This window comes from Streptomyces sp. NPDC029169 (genome assembly GCF_055563935.1).
The window spans coordinates 284,133-299,724 of the sequence record NZ_JBVHXA010000008.1; the positions used below are offsets into that span (position 1 = coordinate 284,133).

At 71.4% G+C, this 15,592-nt stretch carries 15 protein-coding genes; 12 read left to right on the forward strand and 3 right to left on the reverse strand.

The genetic code is table 11. The annotated features are described in order from the left end of the window. Positions 1-60: 60 nt before the first annotated feature. Positions 61-996, reverse strand: a complete 936-nt coding sequence (locus tag ACZ4VI_RS18240; RefSeq protein WP_468000213.1) for an RNA polymerase sigma factor SigF — start codon at positions 994-996, stop codon at positions 61-63. A 210-nt stretch (positions 997-1,206) separates the two neighbouring features. Here ACZ4VI_RS18240 and ACZ4VI_RS18245 point away from each other — a divergent pair, with 210 nt between their 5' ends. From ACZ4VI_RS18245 to ACZ4VI_RS18270, 6 genes are all read left to right on the forward strand, one after another. Then, a complete protein-coding gene (locus ACZ4VI_RS18245) occupies positions 1,207-1,575 on the forward strand; it encodes an STAS domain-containing protein (RefSeq protein WP_468000214.1) in 369 nt (122 codons plus the stop codon). Between the two features lie 98 nt (positions 1,576-1,673). After that, positions 1,674-2,147 carry an ATP-binding protein gene (locus ACZ4VI_RS18250; protein WP_468000215.1) on the forward strand — a complete coding sequence of 158 codons (474 nt, stop codon included), beginning with the start codon at positions 1,674-1,676 and terminating at the stop codon, positions 2,145-2,147. A gap of 143 nt (positions 2,148-2,290) precedes the next feature. Beyond that, a complete protein-coding gene (locus tag ACZ4VI_RS18255; RefSeq protein WP_468000216.1) occupies positions 2,291-2,947 on the forward strand; it encodes a peptidase in 657 nt (218 codons plus the stop codon). Next, positions 2,947-3,825 (forward strand): COG1470 family protein, encoded by an 879-nt coding sequence (locus ACZ4VI_RS18260; protein ID WP_468000218.1) that lies wholly within the window; start codon positions 2,947-2,949, stop codon positions 3,823-3,825. The genes ACZ4VI_RS18255 and ACZ4VI_RS18260 overlap by 1 nt, the downstream gene beginning before the upstream one ends. Before the next feature lie 398 nt (positions 3,826-4,223). Further along, complete coding sequence (locus ACZ4VI_RS18265) at positions 4,224-5,246, forward strand: hypothetical protein (RefSeq protein WP_468000329.1); 1,023 nt, start codon at positions 4,224-4,226, stop codon at positions 5,244-5,246. Positions 5,247-5,260: 14 nt separating this feature from the next. After that, positions 5,261-6,562: a hypothetical protein gene (locus ACZ4VI_RS18270; protein ID WP_468000220.1), complete on the forward strand. Its 1,302-nt coding sequence runs from the start codon at positions 5,261-5,263 to the stop codon at positions 6,560-6,562. Between the two features lie 79 nt (positions 6,563-6,641). Here ACZ4VI_RS18270 and ACZ4VI_RS18275 read toward each other — a convergent pair whose 3' ends face one another. After that, a complete protein-coding gene (locus tag ACZ4VI_RS18275; RefSeq protein ID WP_468000222.1) occupies positions 6,642-8,147 on the reverse strand; it encodes a peptide MFS transporter in 1,506 nt (501 codons plus the stop codon). Positions 8,148-8,574: 427 nt separating this feature from the next. On the opposite strand from ACZ4VI_RS18275, the gene ACZ4VI_RS18280 reads away from it, so the two are divergent. Both ACZ4VI_RS18280 and ACZ4VI_RS18285 read left to right on the forward strand, forming a co-directional pair. Beyond that, entirely contained in the window at positions 8,575-9,252 is a 678-nt protein-coding gene (locus ACZ4VI_RS18280) for a response regulator transcription factor (RefSeq protein ID WP_468000224.1), read from the forward strand. A gap of 42 nt (positions 9,253-9,294) precedes the next feature. Further along, on the forward strand, positions 9,295-10,566 hold the full coding sequence (locus ACZ4VI_RS18285; protein ID WP_468000226.1) for an ATP-binding protein: 1,272 nt from the start codon (positions 9,295-9,297) through the stop codon (positions 10,564-10,566). A 27-nt stretch (positions 10,567-10,593) separates the two neighbouring features. Here the strand turns inward: ACZ4VI_RS18285 and ACZ4VI_RS18290 are convergent, their stop codons facing one another. Then, complete coding sequence (locus tag ACZ4VI_RS18290) at positions 10,594-11,112, reverse strand: GtrA family protein (protein ID WP_468000228.1); 519 nt, start codon at positions 11,110-11,112, stop codon at positions 10,594-10,596. A 161-nt stretch (positions 11,113-11,273) separates the two neighbouring features. Between ACZ4VI_RS18290 and ACZ4VI_RS18295 the strand changes: the two genes are divergently transcribed. From ACZ4VI_RS18295 to ACZ4VI_RS18310, 4 genes are all read left to right on the forward strand, one after another. Continuing rightward, positions 11,274-12,413: a 5-(carboxyamino)imidazole ribonucleotide synthase gene (locus tag ACZ4VI_RS18295; RefSeq protein ID WP_468000230.1), complete on the forward strand. Its 1,140-nt coding sequence runs from the start codon at positions 11,274-11,276 to the stop codon at positions 12,411-12,413. A 19-nt stretch (positions 12,414-12,432) separates the two neighbouring features. Next, positions 12,433-12,930, forward strand: a complete 498-nt coding sequence (gene purE / locus ACZ4VI_RS18300) for a 5-(carboxyamino)imidazole ribonucleotide mutase (RefSeq protein WP_468000331.1) — start codon at positions 12,433-12,435, stop codon at positions 12,928-12,930. An 8-nt stretch (positions 12,931-12,938) separates the two neighbouring features. After that, the gene (locus ACZ4VI_RS18305; RefSeq protein WP_468000232.1) at positions 12,939-14,141 is read left to right on the forward strand and encodes a dipeptidase; all 1,203 of its coding nucleotides are present in this window, start codon (positions 12,939-12,941) and stop codon (positions 14,139-14,141) included. A gap of 406 nt (positions 14,142-14,547) precedes the next feature. Continuing rightward, complete coding sequence (locus ACZ4VI_RS18310; RefSeq protein ID WP_468000234.1) at positions 14,548-15,471, forward strand: membrane dipeptidase; 924 nt, start codon at positions 14,548-14,550, stop codon at positions 15,469-15,471. Positions 15,472-15,592 lie beyond the last annotated feature (121 nt).

Consider the following 15,592-nt stretch of genomic DNA (forward strand, 5'->3'; position numbering starts at 1 on the left):
CGGTGAAGAACGGGCCCTTTCCACAGGTCACTTGGGGTGCGCGCGCGGCGCGAGGGGAGGTCACTCCTCCAGGGTCAGCCCCTTGCGCAGCCGGCCAAGCGTCCGCGCGAGCAGCCGGGAGACGTGCATCTGGGAGATGCCGAGCTCCTCGCCGATCTCCGACTGGGTCATGCCGGCGACGAAGCGCAGCGAGAGGATGCGCCGTTCCCGGGGCGGCAGCGAGGCGATCATCGGCTTGAGCGACTCGACGTACTCGATGCCCTCGATGCCGTGGTCCTCGTAGCCGATCCGGTCCGCGAGCGCGCCCTCGCTCTCGTCCTCCTCGGGCTGGGCGTCCAGCGAGCTCGCGGTGTACGCGTTGCTGGCGGCCATGCCCTCGACGACCTCGTCGCGGCTCAGGTCGAGCTCCTCGGCGAGTTCGCCGACCGTCGGGGCGCGGTCGAACCGCTGGGCCAGTTCGTCACCGGCCCTGGCGAGGTCGAGGCGGAGCTCCTGGAGTCTGCGCGGGACGCGCACGGACCACGAGGTGTCGCGGAAGAAGCGCTTGATCTCGCCGACGATCGTCGGCATCGCGAAGGTGGGGAACTCGACGCCGCGGGTCAGTTCGAAGCGGTCGATGGCCTTGATGAGGCCGATCGTGCCGACCTGGATGATGTCCTCCATCGGCTCGCTGCGCGAGCGGAACCGGGAGGCGGCGAACTTGACCAGGGCGAGGTTGAGTTCGACCAGCGTGTTGCGGACGTACGCGTACTCGTGCGTGCCCTCTTCGAGGGCGTCGAGCCGGGCGAACAGCGTCTTCGAGAGCGCCCGCGCGTCCAGCGGGTCGACCTGGTCGAAGGGCCCGATCTCCGTGATGTCGGCGATCTCGGGGAGCTCTTCGAGGTGAAGGTCTTCGAGGGTCTCGAGAGTGGGGGGCAGAGTGGCTGAGGGTGCTGCTGTCGACGGCGCGCCGTGGGGACGCGGGGCGTCGAGCCGGGGTGACATGGTCTCCTCCATCGTTTCTTCCTGCTGCGGTTTGCGGCGCCTCCAAGCCGGCCGTTTCGAATGTTCCCTACTAGCCCTACCTGCTCGACGCACAAGGTTGCAAGTGTCAATTGTCCGGTTTGCGGGAGTATGTTGCGGTGTTCGGGTGCAAGCCCTGGCGCCGCGCTTGTATGGTTCGAGGCACGTCAACCGGCATCCGCGAGAGCGAGAAGAGGCACGGGCATGGACCGCCAGCACACCGGCAGCGCGCAGCCAGGACGGCTGCGGGTCGAGGTCCGCACCGTGGGGGCGAGCGAGGTTCTCACCCCGGTGGGTGAGCTCGATCACCACACGGCCGACGTGTTGCGTGCGCCACTCGACGCCGCGCTCGACGCGGGCCGGTCACGCCTCGTCGTCGACTGCTCACACCTCGACTTCTGCGACTCCACCGGCCTCAACGTGCTCCTCGGGGCCCGGCTGAAGGCCGACGCCGCGGGGGGAGGCGTCCATCTGGCCGGGATGCGGCCGGTGGTGGCCAGGGTCTTCGAGATCACCGGTGCGGACGTCGTCTTCACCGTGCACGAATCGCTCGAGGCGGCACTGCCCGACTGAACGCGGCGGGTGTCGTCGCGAGAGGACCGGGCAGAAGAGCCCCGGTTTGGTCCGTTGTCTGGTGAATCTGTCTGGTGAATCGGTGAGGTGAAGCGCTGATGGACACTGCTGCCGGTGGCAGGGAGGTCGAGGAGTCGGTGGGTCCCGTCGTGGACGCCGCCGCCGTCGACGTACGCACGCTCGCGCTCGGCGCCACCAGCGGCACCGTTCCGCTCGCCCGCGACTTCACCCGGACCGCGCTGTACGAATGGGGCTGGCTGCCGGCCGCCACCGCCGACGCCAGGGCCGCCGCCGAGGACGTCCTGCTCGTCGTCTCCGAGCTGGTGACCAACGCCTGTCTGCACGCCGAGGGCCCCGAGACGCTGCGCGTGCTGCGCCGGGCCAAGGTGCTGCGCCTGGAGGTCACCGACCGCGGCGCCGGACAGCCCGCGCCGCGCACCCCGCACCGGGCCGGGCGGCCCGGCGGGCACGGCATGTTCATCGTGCAGCGGCTCTGCCTCGACTGGGGCATCGAGCGCAGGGCGGGGGCCCCCGGCAAGACGGTCTGGGCCGAACTGGCGGCTCCCGCGTAGTACTTGTGTACGGGGTGGGTGCAGCGCACCGCGATGGGCGCGCACTTCGCTCCTCCCTTTGTCTTCCCTCCGCAACGCCCCAGGCGTACCTTGACGCGCAATCTGATAAGCCGTCAGTAACTTTGCGGTGAGGGGTGCTAGAGGTGCCGTACCGGAGGAGAACAGCGTTCACGCTGGCAGCGGCGGTGGCGGGCTCGGCCGTCCTGGCCTCGGCTCCCGCCGCGCAGGCCACCGTCGTCGACGTCGACTACGCCTGCGAGACGAAGATCGGGCCCAAGGCCGCGGTCTCGCCCGTCGACATCAAGGCCGTCAAGAGCGGCGCCTCTTACACGATCACCATGTCCTTCGAGAAGGGCGTCTCGGACAGCCCGATCGAGCTGCCCAAAGGCGTCATGACCCCGCGCGCCGAACTGAAGCTCGGCGGCGCGGACGAGGGGACGCTCAAGGTCAAGGGGACGCCGAACACGGCGGCCATCCCGCCCAACACGCCCATCAAGATCGGGCAGTTGACGGGCACGTACACGCCGAAGAAGAGCGGCAAGGTCACCTTCACGGCCGGGCTGCTCACCGTCCACGCGCTCGGCATGGACGCCGCCGTCTGCACCCCGAAGAACAACCCTGCGCCGTCGCTGGAACTGGACGTCACGGCCGAGGGCGGTGGGACCCCGTCCACGAGCGGGGGCGAGCTGCCGAAGACCGGCCCGCTGGACTCCGCGACGGCGCTCGGCACCCTCGGCGGCACGGTGCTCCTGACCGGCGCCGCCGGCGTGCTCTGGCTCACCCGGCGCACGGCACGCTGATGCGGGGGGCGTGGGTGGTGGCCGTCGCGCTCGGGGCTGTGGCGGCGGCGCCCGCGCCCGCGCCGGGATGGACGGCGGTGGCGGCGGCGCCCGCGCCCGCTCCTGGGTGGACGGCTGAGGCGGCGCAGGGACGGCCGTACGTCTACCTCGAAGGCGCGGCCGGCAGCGTCCTGGAGGACACCCTCTCCGTGAGCAACCCGGGCACACGGCCGCTCACGGTACGGCTGAGCGGGCAGGGTGCCCCGCTCGCCTTCGCCGCGCGGACGGTGACCGTACCGGCGCGGACCCGCGCGGACGTCCCGTTCGCCGTCACCGTCACGGCCGACACGGCCCCAGGAGAGCACCGGGGCACAGTCACGGCGGAGGCCGGCGGGCGCGAGGTGCGGGTGCCGGTGCATCTGCGGGTCAGCGGGCCGAGCCTGGCGGCGCTCACGGTCGAGAAGGTACGGCTCGACGCCTCGGGCACCCTGCACTACACCCTGGTCAACCGGGGCAGCACGGTCCTCGCGCCGAGGCTCTCCGTGCGCGCCGACGGCGTGTTCGGGACGGTCCTCGACCGCCCCTCCCGCGCCCTGCCGCTCACCCTCCGCCCCGGCGAGCACGCCACCCGCGCCGATCCCTGGCCCGACCCGCCCGCCCTCGACTCGGTCACCCTCCACGTCCGCGCGACCGCCCCCGGCGCCCCGGCCGCGGAGGCCCGCGCGGAGCGCGTGTTCGTGTCCGGCGGCGCGCTCGCCGCCGGGGCGGGCGCCCTCTTCGCGGCGGCGGGAGCGGCCGTACTCGTGGCCCGAAGACGCCGCGACCGGGCCGCGGAAGACCCCGGACTCCCCGTGGAGGAACCCCAGTTGGCGGACGTGACGGCAGGAGCGGACCGATGAGGGTGAGCCGTACGGGGCGGGCTGACCGGAGCGTTCGGCTCGTCGTGGGCGCCGACGCGCCGAGCGCGGCTGTGACGCGCGCCCGCGCGGCGGGTTCCGGCGCGGCGCCGGCCGTCGCCCCGCGCGTGGACGACGCGCCCCGCCCCCGTCGTGAAGCGCTCGGCCCATGCCCGGCAGACGACGGCAGCCGGGCAGACGGAGTCCGTGCCCTCCAGGCACGCAGCGGTACGGTCGCGGCTCCCCGTGCCGACGGTGGACCGGCGGCCCCGGCGCGCCGCCTCGCGGCGCGAAGCGGCCGTCCGGCCATCGGGCCGGTCCGCGTGGCCGGCGTGGCCGCCGCCTTCGCCGAGGCGGGCGCCCGTGCGGCGCGCGGCCACCGAAGGGCGGCCGGGGTCGCCGTGGGCCTGCTCCTCGCCGCGCTCGTACTCGCCCTCCTGCCGCCCGCCGCCCGGGCGAACGCCCCCGGGCCCACCGTCGCGCTGTCGCAGGCCGAGGGCGGTCTGGGCGGCGAGATCACCGTGAGCGGGGCCGGGTGGAAGCCGGGCGCGCTGCTCATGCTGCTGATGTGCGGACAGGGCGCACCCGGCAAGGGCGTCATCGGCGGCACCAACTCCTGCGCCAACACCCTCGGCCGGGCCGCCACCGTCGACGCTCAGGGCGCCTTCAGCCAGAAGATGCCGGTGGCCGAACCGCCCAAGCCCTGCCCCTGCGTCGTGCACGTCGCCGGAGTCACCGGGCAGCAGGACGTGGTGGACGTGGCGTTCACCGTCGCCGGCCATCCGACAGCTCCGCTTCCCGAGGCCTCCGGCGTCGGCAGGCTCGCCGTGCTCGCCTCCGTACGCCTCGAAGGCTCCAGCGGCGTCCTCGTGTGGTTCGGCGCGCCCGCCCGCCGCGAGGTCGTCCTCACCGTCGGCAACCTCGGCCAGACCCCCGTCAAGGACCCCGTCTTCCAGGTCGGCACGAGCCACGGCGTCTTCTCACCGCAGTACGAGGAACGGCAGTGGCGCGGCACGATCGAGCCCGGCGGAAAGGCCCGGATCACGCTGCCCGTCGAGCTGGCGGCGGGCGCGCACGGCGACTACGAGGTGTCGGTGAAGTACGCCGGCAAGGTCCTCGTCGACCAGCCGTGGGGAGTCGGCCGGCCCTGGGGCGTGACGCTGTTCTGGCTGCTGCTCGCTGTGGTCGTCCCGGCCGCCCTGTTCCGTGTCGGCATGGCGGTGGTGGACCGGGTCCGGCCCGGCGCCGCCACCGGAGCCCGCTCGGGACACCGCCGTCGCCGCACTCTCGTACGTACGTCCCAACTCGGCCCCGTCCCCGAGCGGGACGAATCCATAACCACCGCGGTCCTGCCGTGGTTCACCCCGGACTCCGCACCGTCCGCACCGTCAGAGCACAGCCCGACGACGAAGGGACATCAGTGAGCACGCAACGGAGGATGAGCGCGGCGGGAGTCGCGCTGATGCTCGGCGGCGCGGGGATCATGCTGGCCGCCAGCCCCGCTCAGGCCGCCGAGGTCTCGTTCAAGACAGAGTGCATTCCGCCCGCCATCTCCGGTATGCCGCCGGTGCAGGGCACCACGAAGGTGCAGATCACCGCGCCGGCGGAGGCGAAGGTCGGCGACGAGGTCGAGGTCGTCTGGAAGACGGTCGAGGCGGCGTCGAAGAATCCCGACGTCATCGACCTGGAGAAGGACACGGTCAAGCCGACGGGCGTCATGAAGATCGGCGGTGCGGCGAGCGGCACGCTCACCATGGAGGGGCCGCGGCAGAACCCGCCGATCCCGAAGAACAGCCCGATGGTGCTGCCGGACATGAAGGGCAAGCTGAAGCTGGAGAAGGCGGGCGAGATCACGCTGACGCCGGACAAGTACAACATCAACGTCTCGAAGCCGATGTCGACGGACACGAAGTGCTCGCCGAAGGAGACGGTGGCGGTCGGCGCGACGATCAAGGTGACGGCTGGCGGGGGCTCGTCAGGAGGCTCGACGAGCAGCTCGGGCGGCAGCACCTCCGGCGGCAGCACCTCGGGCGGCAGCACCTCCGGCGGCAGCTCCTCGGGCAGCAGCTCCTCCGGAGGCGGCGGCGGGCAGACCGACTTCATGGGCAAGGAGGTCTCGGTCCAGTTCTCCTGCCAGTCGCCCGGCCCGGCGAACATCACCTCCAAGGTCACCATCAACGCCAAGAAGAACGGCGGCAGTTACGACCTCACGGTCAAGACCGCCAAGGGCGTCATGAACAGCCCGGCCCCGCTTCCCGCGGGCGCGCTCAAGCCGTCCATGGCGGTCAAGCTCGGCGGCGCGGACAGCGGCACGGTCAAGGTCGACGGGCCGGCGAACCCCGCCCCGCTGGAGCAGGGCAAGCCGGTCGACCTGCCGGACATGAAGGGCACGTACAAGCCCGGCGCGAGCGGCAAGTCCACGCTCAGCCCCGGCACCCTGACCATCAACGTCTCGCTCGGCGGCTCGCCGATCGTGATCCCCTGCCAGGTCAAGGGCGCCGTCCAGGCCTCCCTGGAGCTCGACACCGCCAAGCAGGACGGCGGCGCGGCGGGCGGATCCACGGCCGGGGGCACCGGCTCCGGCTCCGGCTCCGGCTCCGCCGGCTCGGGCGGCGGCCTCGCGAACACCGGCGCCGAGGACGACGGCGCCCTACGCGCCCTCGCCCTGGTCGCGGGCACGGTGATCCTCCTCGGCGGCGCCGTGTTCACGTTCACGCCGTGGGCGCGTCTGAGGCGCTGACGGACGTACGGAAACGGCGGAGGGCCCGCCCGCACCGGAACTGGTGCGGGCGGCCCTCAGGCCCGTACGGAGCGGGTCGTCAGCGGACGTTGCCCATCAGGGCGCGGATCTTCTTGCCGGCCGTCATGAAGGCGAGCCCCGCCGCGACGGCGATGATCGCCCACATCGTGTAGTAGGCGGCGTCACCCAGCGGGGCGTTGAGCTTGACCGTCCATCCGTTCAGGGCGTTGCCCGTCGCGGTGGCGAGGAACCACAGACCCATGATCTGGCCGACGAACAGCTTCGGGGCCAGCTTGGTCGAGAGCGACAGGCCCACCGGGGACAGACACATCTCGCCCAGGGTCTGGACCAGGTAGACGCTCAGCAGCCAGAAGACCGTGACCTTGCCGGTCTCGCTGTTCGCCGCGGCGGCGCCCGCCAGGCCCATGATGGCGAAGGAGCCACCGATGAGCAGCATCGCCAGGGCGAACTTCATGGGCGTGCTGGGCTCGCGGTTGCGCTGCGCGAGCTTGACCCACACGGCGGCGAAGACCGGCGCCAGGACGATGACCATCATCGGGTTGACCGACTGGTACCAGGAGGCCGGGAACTCCCAGCCGCCGATCACACGGTCCGTCTTGTTGTCGGCGAAGATCGTCAGCAGCGAGCCCGACTGGTCGTAGATCATCCAGAACAGCACGGCGGTGGCGAAGAACCAGATGAACGCCTTGATCTTCGGGCGGTCCTCGCTCTTCAGCGCCGGGTTACGGAAGATCGCGAGGAAGTACACGACCGGGACGACGATGCCCAGGATGGCCAGCACGTTGACGATGTGCTCGATGTCGAACGTGCCGAGCACGACGTCCGCGAGCAGCGCGACGACGGCGACACCGGCCCACAGTCCGGACTTGCGGAGCACCGCGCGCTTCTCCTCCGGCGTGGCCGGGGTGCTGGGCTCCTTGCCGACCTCACCGAGGTAGCGGCCGCCGAGGACGTACTGCACGACGGCGAGGGTCATGCCGACACCGGCGACACCGAAGCCGAGGTGCCAGTTGACGTTCTCGCCGAGGTAGCCGACGACCAGCGGGGCGATCATGGCGCCGACGTTGATCGCCATGTAGAAGAGCGTGAAGCCGGCGTCGCGGCGGGCGCCGGACTGACCCTCGTACAGGCCACCGACCATCGCGGAGATGTTCGGCTTCAGCAGGCCCGTGCCGACCGCGATGAGTCCGAGACCGCAGAAGAAGGCGATGTTGTTCGGGATCGCCAGCGTGAAGTGGCCCAGGGCGATGACGATGCCACCGACGAGGACGGCCTTGCGCGCGCCCCAGAGGCGGTCGGCGACCCAGCCGCCGGGCATGGCGGCCATGTAGACGACCGCGTTGTAGACGCCGTAGATCGAGGCGGCGAGTGCCTCACGGTCCTCCAGCGGGCCGTCGAGCACGGCGGCCACCAGGTAGAGCACGAGAATGCCGCGCATTCCGTACCAGGAGAAGCGTTCCCACAGCTCCGTCATGAAAAGCGTGGCCATACCGCGGGGGTGGCCGAAGAAGGTCTTCTCGGCATCAGGACTGCTTGCCGAATCCTTCGTCAGGCTGGACGCCATGTCGATCCTTGCTCTGTCGGGACGCGCGCCTTGTGAGCGTGGTGCGCCCGGTGGGGGAGGCCGGCACCGGCGGGAGCGGTCGCACCGCGCCGGGATCCACGCCCCGGACGCGTCATCACGTCACGGAACCCGGCCCACAGGTCGTTGCACTGTCCTCGAGGCCGGCGCAGCCGACCTCGCGCAGAAAAGGGACCCTTGGCGCCCGAAGCAGGCCAAAGGTCCTCGATTACCGCATCAGAACTCTCGACACCATACGACACGACAGTGCCTGATATGAAAGGACTTGAGAGATGGATCACAGGTGACCAAGGAACCAACAGGCCCTATTCGAAGGTCATGTGCAGGTTAACGCCCCTGATCCGCAGGGTCCCTGGCGAGCCTGTGGATCATGCCCCGGGGCATCGGCGGTGCGGACTACCATCACTCCATGACCCGTGTACTGCTCGCCGAGGACGACGCATCCATCTCGGAGCCGCTGGCCCGCGCGCTGCGCAGAGAGGGGTACGAGGTCGAGGTGCGGGAGGACGGACCGACCGCCCTCGCCGCCGGACTCCAGGGCGGCATCGACCTCGTCGTGCTCGATCTGGGGCTGCCCGGGATGGACGGCCTGGAGGTCGCCCGGCGGCTGCGCTCCGAGGGGCACACGGTCCCGATCCTGGTCCTGACCGCCCGCGCCGACGAGGTCGACACGGTGGTCGGACTCGACGCGGGCGCCGACGACTACGTGACGAAGCCGTTCCGCCTCGCCGAACTCCTCGCCCGGGTCCGGGCCCTGCTCCGGCGCGGCGCCACGGAGCCGGCCGTCGCCCCCGCGACGCACGGCGTCCGTATCGACGTCGAGTCGCACCGCGCGTGGATGGGTGACGAGGAGCTCCAGCTGACGGCGAAGGAGTTCGACCTCCTCCGGGTGCTCGTCCGCGACGCGGGCCGGGTCGTCACCCGCGACCAGCTGATGCGGGAAGTCTGGGACACGACGTGGTGGTCCTCGACGAAGACCCTCGACATGCACATCTCCTGGCTCCGCAAGAAACTCGGCGACGACGCGGCGAACCCCCGCTACATCGCGACGGTCCGCGGCGTCGGCTTCCGCTTCGAGAAGAGCTGACGCGGACGCGTCGCCGTCGCCCGCCCCCGTAGGCTGGAACCCGTGCGTCGTCGTCTGATCAACTCCACCCTCGCCGTAGTGCTCGTCGTCATCGCGGTCTTCGGCGTGTCCCTCGTGATCGTCGAGACGCGCACCATCTCCTCCAGCGCCCAGGAGAGCATCGACTCCGAGGCCCTGCGGCTCGTCTCCATCGTCGACAGCCGGCTCTTCGGCGGGGAGCCCGTCAACCCCGACATCCTCGCCGAGCAGAGCGGCGCCAAGCGGTACGCCCTGATCGAGATCCCCGGCCGCGCCCCCATCGAGATCGGCACCCGCCCCGAGGGCAGCGTCATCCGCGGGAGCGCCGAGGGCGAGCGCGGCGAGACCGTGACCGTCGAGGAGTCCCGCTCCACCATCACCAGCGAGGTCACCCGCACCCTGCTGATCATCGGCGCCGTGGCCCTGCTCGCCGTCGTGGCCGCCGTCCTCCTCGCCGTACGGCAGGCGAACCGGCTCACGTCCCCGCTCACGGACCTCGCCGAGACCGCCGAGCGCCTCGGGTCCGGCGACCCGCGCCCACGCCACAAGCGGTACGGCGTGCCGGAGCTCGACCGGGTCGCCGACGTCCTCGACGCCTCCGCCGAGCGGATCGCCCGGATGCTCACCGCCGAGCGCCGGCTCGCCGCCGACGCCTCGCACCAGCTCCGTACGCCCCTCACGGCGCTCTCGATGCGCCTGGAGGAGGTCGCCGTCGCCGACGACCTCGACACGGTCAAGGAGGAGGCGACGATCGCGCTCACCCAGGTCGAGCGGCTCACCGACGTCGTCGAGCGGCTGCTCACGAACTCCCGCGACCCCCGCACCGGCTCCGCTCTCGCCTTCGACCTCGACGAGGTGATCAAGCAGCAGATCGAGGAGTGGCGCCCCGCCTACCGCAGCGCGGGCCGCGCCATCGTCCACTCCGGCAAGCAGGGCATGCGCGCGGTCGGCACCCCGGGGGCCGTGGCCCAGGTCCTCGCCGCGCTGATCGAGAACTCCCTCATGCACGGCGGCGGCACCGTGGCGCTCCGTACGCGCGTCACCGGCAACCAGTCCGTGATCGAGGTCACCGACGAGGGGCCGGGCGTTCCCGCCGATCTCGGCGCGCGGATCTTCGAGCGGGCGGTCAGCGGCCGCAGCTCCACCGGCATCGGTCTGGCCGTCGCCCGGGACCTCGCGGAGGCGGACGGCGGCCGTCTGGAGCTGCTCCAGCAGCATCCCCCGGTCTTCGCGCTCTTCCTGAGCCGCGAGGTCAGAGGCCGCAAGGACGAAGCGCGAGAGCGCCCGGTCCGCTAGAACGCTGGAAGCCGTAGAACACGCGGCTCAGAGCACCCGGTCCGGCTGCTTCCTCGTCGACTGCTTCGGCGCCTGCTCCAGGAACGATTCCGCGGTCTGCACGGCCTCCCGGGCCGGCAACGTCCGGAACACCCACGTCCGGTACGACCAGAAGCGGAACAGCGTCGCGACGCCGATCCCGAAGAACTTGAAGAAGTTGCTCTGCAGCGGGGTGTCCCAGCCGAAACCGTACGTCGCCGCGTACAGCACACCGTTCTGGATCACCAGACCCGCGACGCTGAACAGCAGGAAGAGCGACATCTCCCTCGTCCGGCTGCTCTTGTCGCGGTCCCGGTAGGTGAAGTACCGGAAGCCCAGATAGTTGAAGCCGATCGCGACGACCGTGGCGATGATGCTCGCCCGGACGACGGGCAGATCCGTGAAGTGGCGGATGAGGTTGAAGACCCCGAGGTCCACCAGCAGGCCGACACCACCGACCGCGCCGAACTTCGCGAACTCGCGTGTGAGCTGGTCAAGCCGCACACGTAGTGCGCTTCGTTCACTCATGGTGATCAATCAGCCCCGTCCGTTCGAATGTGTCACCCAGCCATGCTAACCAGCCCATCTGTGGCCCGCCCGGGGACATTGCAAACCACGGAAAATCCCGTTCCGCTGTCGTAAAGCACAGGCGGGAGAGGCTCCACGCATCGTGCGGATACCCTAAGAGGGTGACGTTCCCGGTAGTCGGCATGGTCGGTGGCGGTCAGCTCGCCCGTATGACCCACGAGGCGGGCATCCCCCTCGGCATCAAGTTCAAGCTGCTCAGTGACACCCCGCAGGATTCGGCGGCCCAGGTGGTGAGCGAGGTCGTCATAGGCGACTATCGCGACCTGGCTACGCTGCGTGACTTCGCGCGCGGCTGTGACGTGATCACCTTCGATCACGAACACGTCCCCGCCGAACATCTACGAACCCTGGAGGCGGACGGCATCGTCATCCGCCCCGGCCTCGCCGCGCTGGTGCACGCCCAGGACAAGGGGGTGATGCGCGCGAAGCTCGACGAGATCGGCGCACCGAGCCCCCGCCACCGGATCGTCGCCGATCCGGCGGACGCGGCCGCCTTCGCGGCGGAGGTGGGCGGCTTCCCGGTCATCCTCAAGACCGTGCGCGGCGGCTACGACGGCAAGGGCGTCTGGTTCGTCCGTACGGAGGAGGAGGCCCGCGACCCGTTCCTGGCGGGTGTCGCCGTCCTCGCCGAGGAGAAGGTCGACTTCACGCGCGAGCTCGCCGCGAACATCGTCCGCTCCCCGCACGGCCAGGCCGTCGCCTACCCGGTCGTCGAGTCCCAGCAGGTCGACGGCGTCTGCGACACCGTGATCGCCCCCGCGCCCGGACTGTCGGACGAGCTGGCAGGACAGGCCCAGGAGCTCGCGCTGCGGATCGCCAAGGAGCTCGACGTCGTCGGGCATCTGGCCGTGGAGCTCTTCGAGACGCGCGACGGCCGGATCCTCGTCAACGAGCTCGCCATGCGCCCGCACAACTCCGGCCACTGGACCCAGGACGGCGCGATCACCTCGCAGTTCGCCAACCACGTCCGGGCCGTCCTCGACCTGCCGCTGGGCGACCCCCGCCCGCGCGCGAAGTGGACGGTCATGTGCAACGTACTGGGCGGGGACTACCCGGACATGTACTACGCCTACCTGCACTGCATGGCCCGCGACCCCCAGCTCAAGATCCACATGTACGGCAAGGACGTGAAGCCCGGCCGCAAGGTGGGGCACGTCAACACCTACGGCGACGACCTGGACGACGTGCTGGAGCGCGCGCGTCACGCCGCCGGCTATCTGCGAGGAACGATCGTTGAGTAATCCGCTCATTGGCATCGCGATGGGGTCCGACTCCGACTGGACGGTCATGGAGGCCGCGGCCCAGGCGCTAGACGAGTTCGAGATCGAGTACGAGGTCAACGTCCTCTCCGCCCACCGGATGCCCCGCGAGATGATCGCGTACGGCGAGCAGGCCGCCGACCGCGGCCTGAAGGCGATCATCGCGGGCGCCGGCGGCGCCGCCCATCTGCCGGGCATGCTCGCCTCGGTCACCCCGCTGCCGGTCATCGGCGTGCCGGTGCCGCTGAAGTACCTCGACGGCATGGACTCGCTGCTCTCCATCGTGCAGATGCCGGCGGGTGTGCCGGTGGCCACGGTCTCGGTGGGCGGCGCGCGCAACGCGGGTCTGCTCGCCGCCCGGATCCTCGCCGCGCACGACGCCGAAATCCTCGGCCGGATGCGGGAGTTCCAGCAGGAGCTGAACGACCAGGCGACCGAGAAGGGCAAGCGGCTGCGGGCCAAGGTCGAGGGCTCGGAGACGTTCGGCTTCGCGAGGTGAGCAGCCCGGTGAGCGCGTCGGAGCGTCTGGCGGAGGCGCTCGAACTGCTCGCGGATCACCCCGTGGTCGACGGCCACAACGACCTGCCGTGGGCGCTGCGCAAGCAGGTCCACTACGACCTGGACCGGCTCGACATCGCGGCCGACCAGACCGGCACGCTCCACACCGACCTCGCCCGGCTGCGCGCCGGCGGGGTCGGCGCGCAGTTCTGGTCGGTGTACGTGTCCTGCGAGTTGACCGGGGACGACGCGGTCAGCGCCACCCTGGAGCAGATCGACATCGTCGACCAGCTCCTCGTGCGGTACGCCGCCGATCTCGCCCCCGCGCTGACCGCGGACGACATGGAGTCGGCGCGGCAGCAGGGCCGTATCGCCTCCCTCAAGGGCGCCGAGGGCGGCCACTCCATCAACAACTCCCTCGCCACCCTGCGCGCGCTGCACACCCTGGGCGTGCGGTACATGACGCTCACGCACAACGACAACACCGCGTGGGCGGATTCGGCGACGGATGAGCCGGGCGTCGGGGGGCTCTCCCCCTTCGGGCACGAGGTCGTCCGGGAGATGAACCGGATCGGGATGCTCGTCGACCTCTCGCACGTCGCGGCGACGACGATGCGGGACGCGCTCGCCACCTCCGTCGCGCCGGTGATCTTCTCGCACTCCTCGGCGCTCGCGGTCTGCGACCACCCGCGGAACGTGCCCGACGACGTGCTGGAGCGGCTGCCTGCGAACGGCGGTGTCGCGATGGCCACGTTCGTACCGAAGTTCATCCTGCCCGAGGCCGTGGAGTGGACGGCCCGGGCGGACGAGAACCTGCGGGCGCACGGATTCCACCCCCTCGACACCACCCCCGAGGCGATGAAGCTCCACCGCGCCTTCGAGGCCGAGAACCCGCGCCCGATCGCCACGGCGGCGACGGTGGCGGACCACCTCGACCACATGCGCGAGGTGGCCGGCATCGACCACATCGGCATCGGCGGCGACTACGACGGTACGGCGTTCACCCCGTCCGGTCTCGACGACGTCGCGGGCTACCCGAACCTGATCGCCGAACTGCTCCACCGAGGCTGGTCCCACGCGGACCTCGCGAAGCTCACCTGGTCCAACGCGGTCCGCGCCCTACGCGACGCGGAGGCGGTCTCCAGAGACCTGAGCGCCCACCGCGCCCCGTCGAACGCGACACTCGCCTCCCTGGACGGCCCGACGCCCTGAGGGCGAGGCGAGGGGCGGGGGTGCCCGGGCGGATCGGGACCGGCGAACGGCCGGTCGGGCCCTGGCCGCGGTGCCCGGCCATGGCGGCCTGCTCTGGCGAGCGGCCGTGGTGACCGGCCGTGGTGACGGCCGGTCGGGATCCGGCTGTGGTGACTCGGCTGTGGTGACCCGGCTGAGTGACCCGCCGTGTGACCCGCCGTGTGACCCGGCCGTGTGACCCGGCCGTGTGACCCGGCCTGGTGACCCGGCCGGGTGACCCGGGCGGTGCCCCCGGTGTGATGACCCTCCGCGGTGACCCGCTGTGGTGACCCGGTCGTCCCCCGAACGGGCTACTCCACCGCCCGTCACGTCGGGCTGCGTGTCACGGTGGGCGGTACTGCCTCGTTCAGTTCGGAGTTGTTACGCCATGGCAGATCTGGAAGATCACCACCCCTTCACCGCCGAGCACACCGGCGCCGCCTCCGGTGACCTCGACATCCCTGAACAACCGCCGCCGCTCGACGAGTTGACCCGCGCGCAAGCGCTGCTCGCGGCGCAGCCCGTCGTCGAGGGGCACACCGACCCACCCCGGGCGTTCGACCCCGAGGACCTTCCGCCGGTGCGGGCGGCGGAGACGTCCGCGCAGCTCTGGTCCCTGCGTACCGAGCCCGACGAGGGCGTGATCGGCACGCTGCGGCGGATCGACGCGATCCGCGCGCTCGTCGCCACCTGCCCCGAGGACCTGCGCCTCGCGCACACCACCGCCGAGATGGCCCACGCCGTCAACTGCGGCCGGGTCGCCGCGCTCCTGGGCCCGGTGAGCTGGTCGGCGCTGTCCGGCTCGATCGCCGCGCTGCGGGCGTACCACGCGCTCGGGGTACGGGCGGTCGGCCTGACCCGGTTCGACGGCTTCGCCCGCGAGGCCGTACGGGAGATGAACCGGCTCGGGCTCGTCGTGGACCTCTCCGGGGCCGACCCGGAGTCGATCCGCCGGACCCTCGCGCTCACCAGGGCCCCGGTCCTGCTGACCCGCGCGGACCCGGAGGAGCTGCCGGACGACGTCCTGGGGCTGATCGGCGAGAACGGCGGCGTGTGCATGGTCCCGGTGACCGAGGACCTGTCGGCGACCGCCGGCGCCCTCGACCGCGTCCGTGCGCTGGCGGGCCCGCACTGCGTGGGCCTCTCGCACACCACGGACCCGGCCGTCGGCTACGCACCGCTCTTCGCCGAACTCCTCCGCCGCGACTGGCCCGCCCCGGACCTGGTCGCCCTCTCCCACGCCAACGCCACCCGCACCCTCCGCGAGGCGGAGTTCCTCTCCCGCACGACCCGCATGCGCCGCGCGGCCTGAGTACGCGAAGGTCCCGCCTCCCGAAGGAGCCGGGACCTTCGCGCTGAACGCACCCGGCGTCGGGTTCTCGCCCACAACGCTAAACTGGCGCGTCGGCGGGGGCCCCGCGAGGCACCCGCCC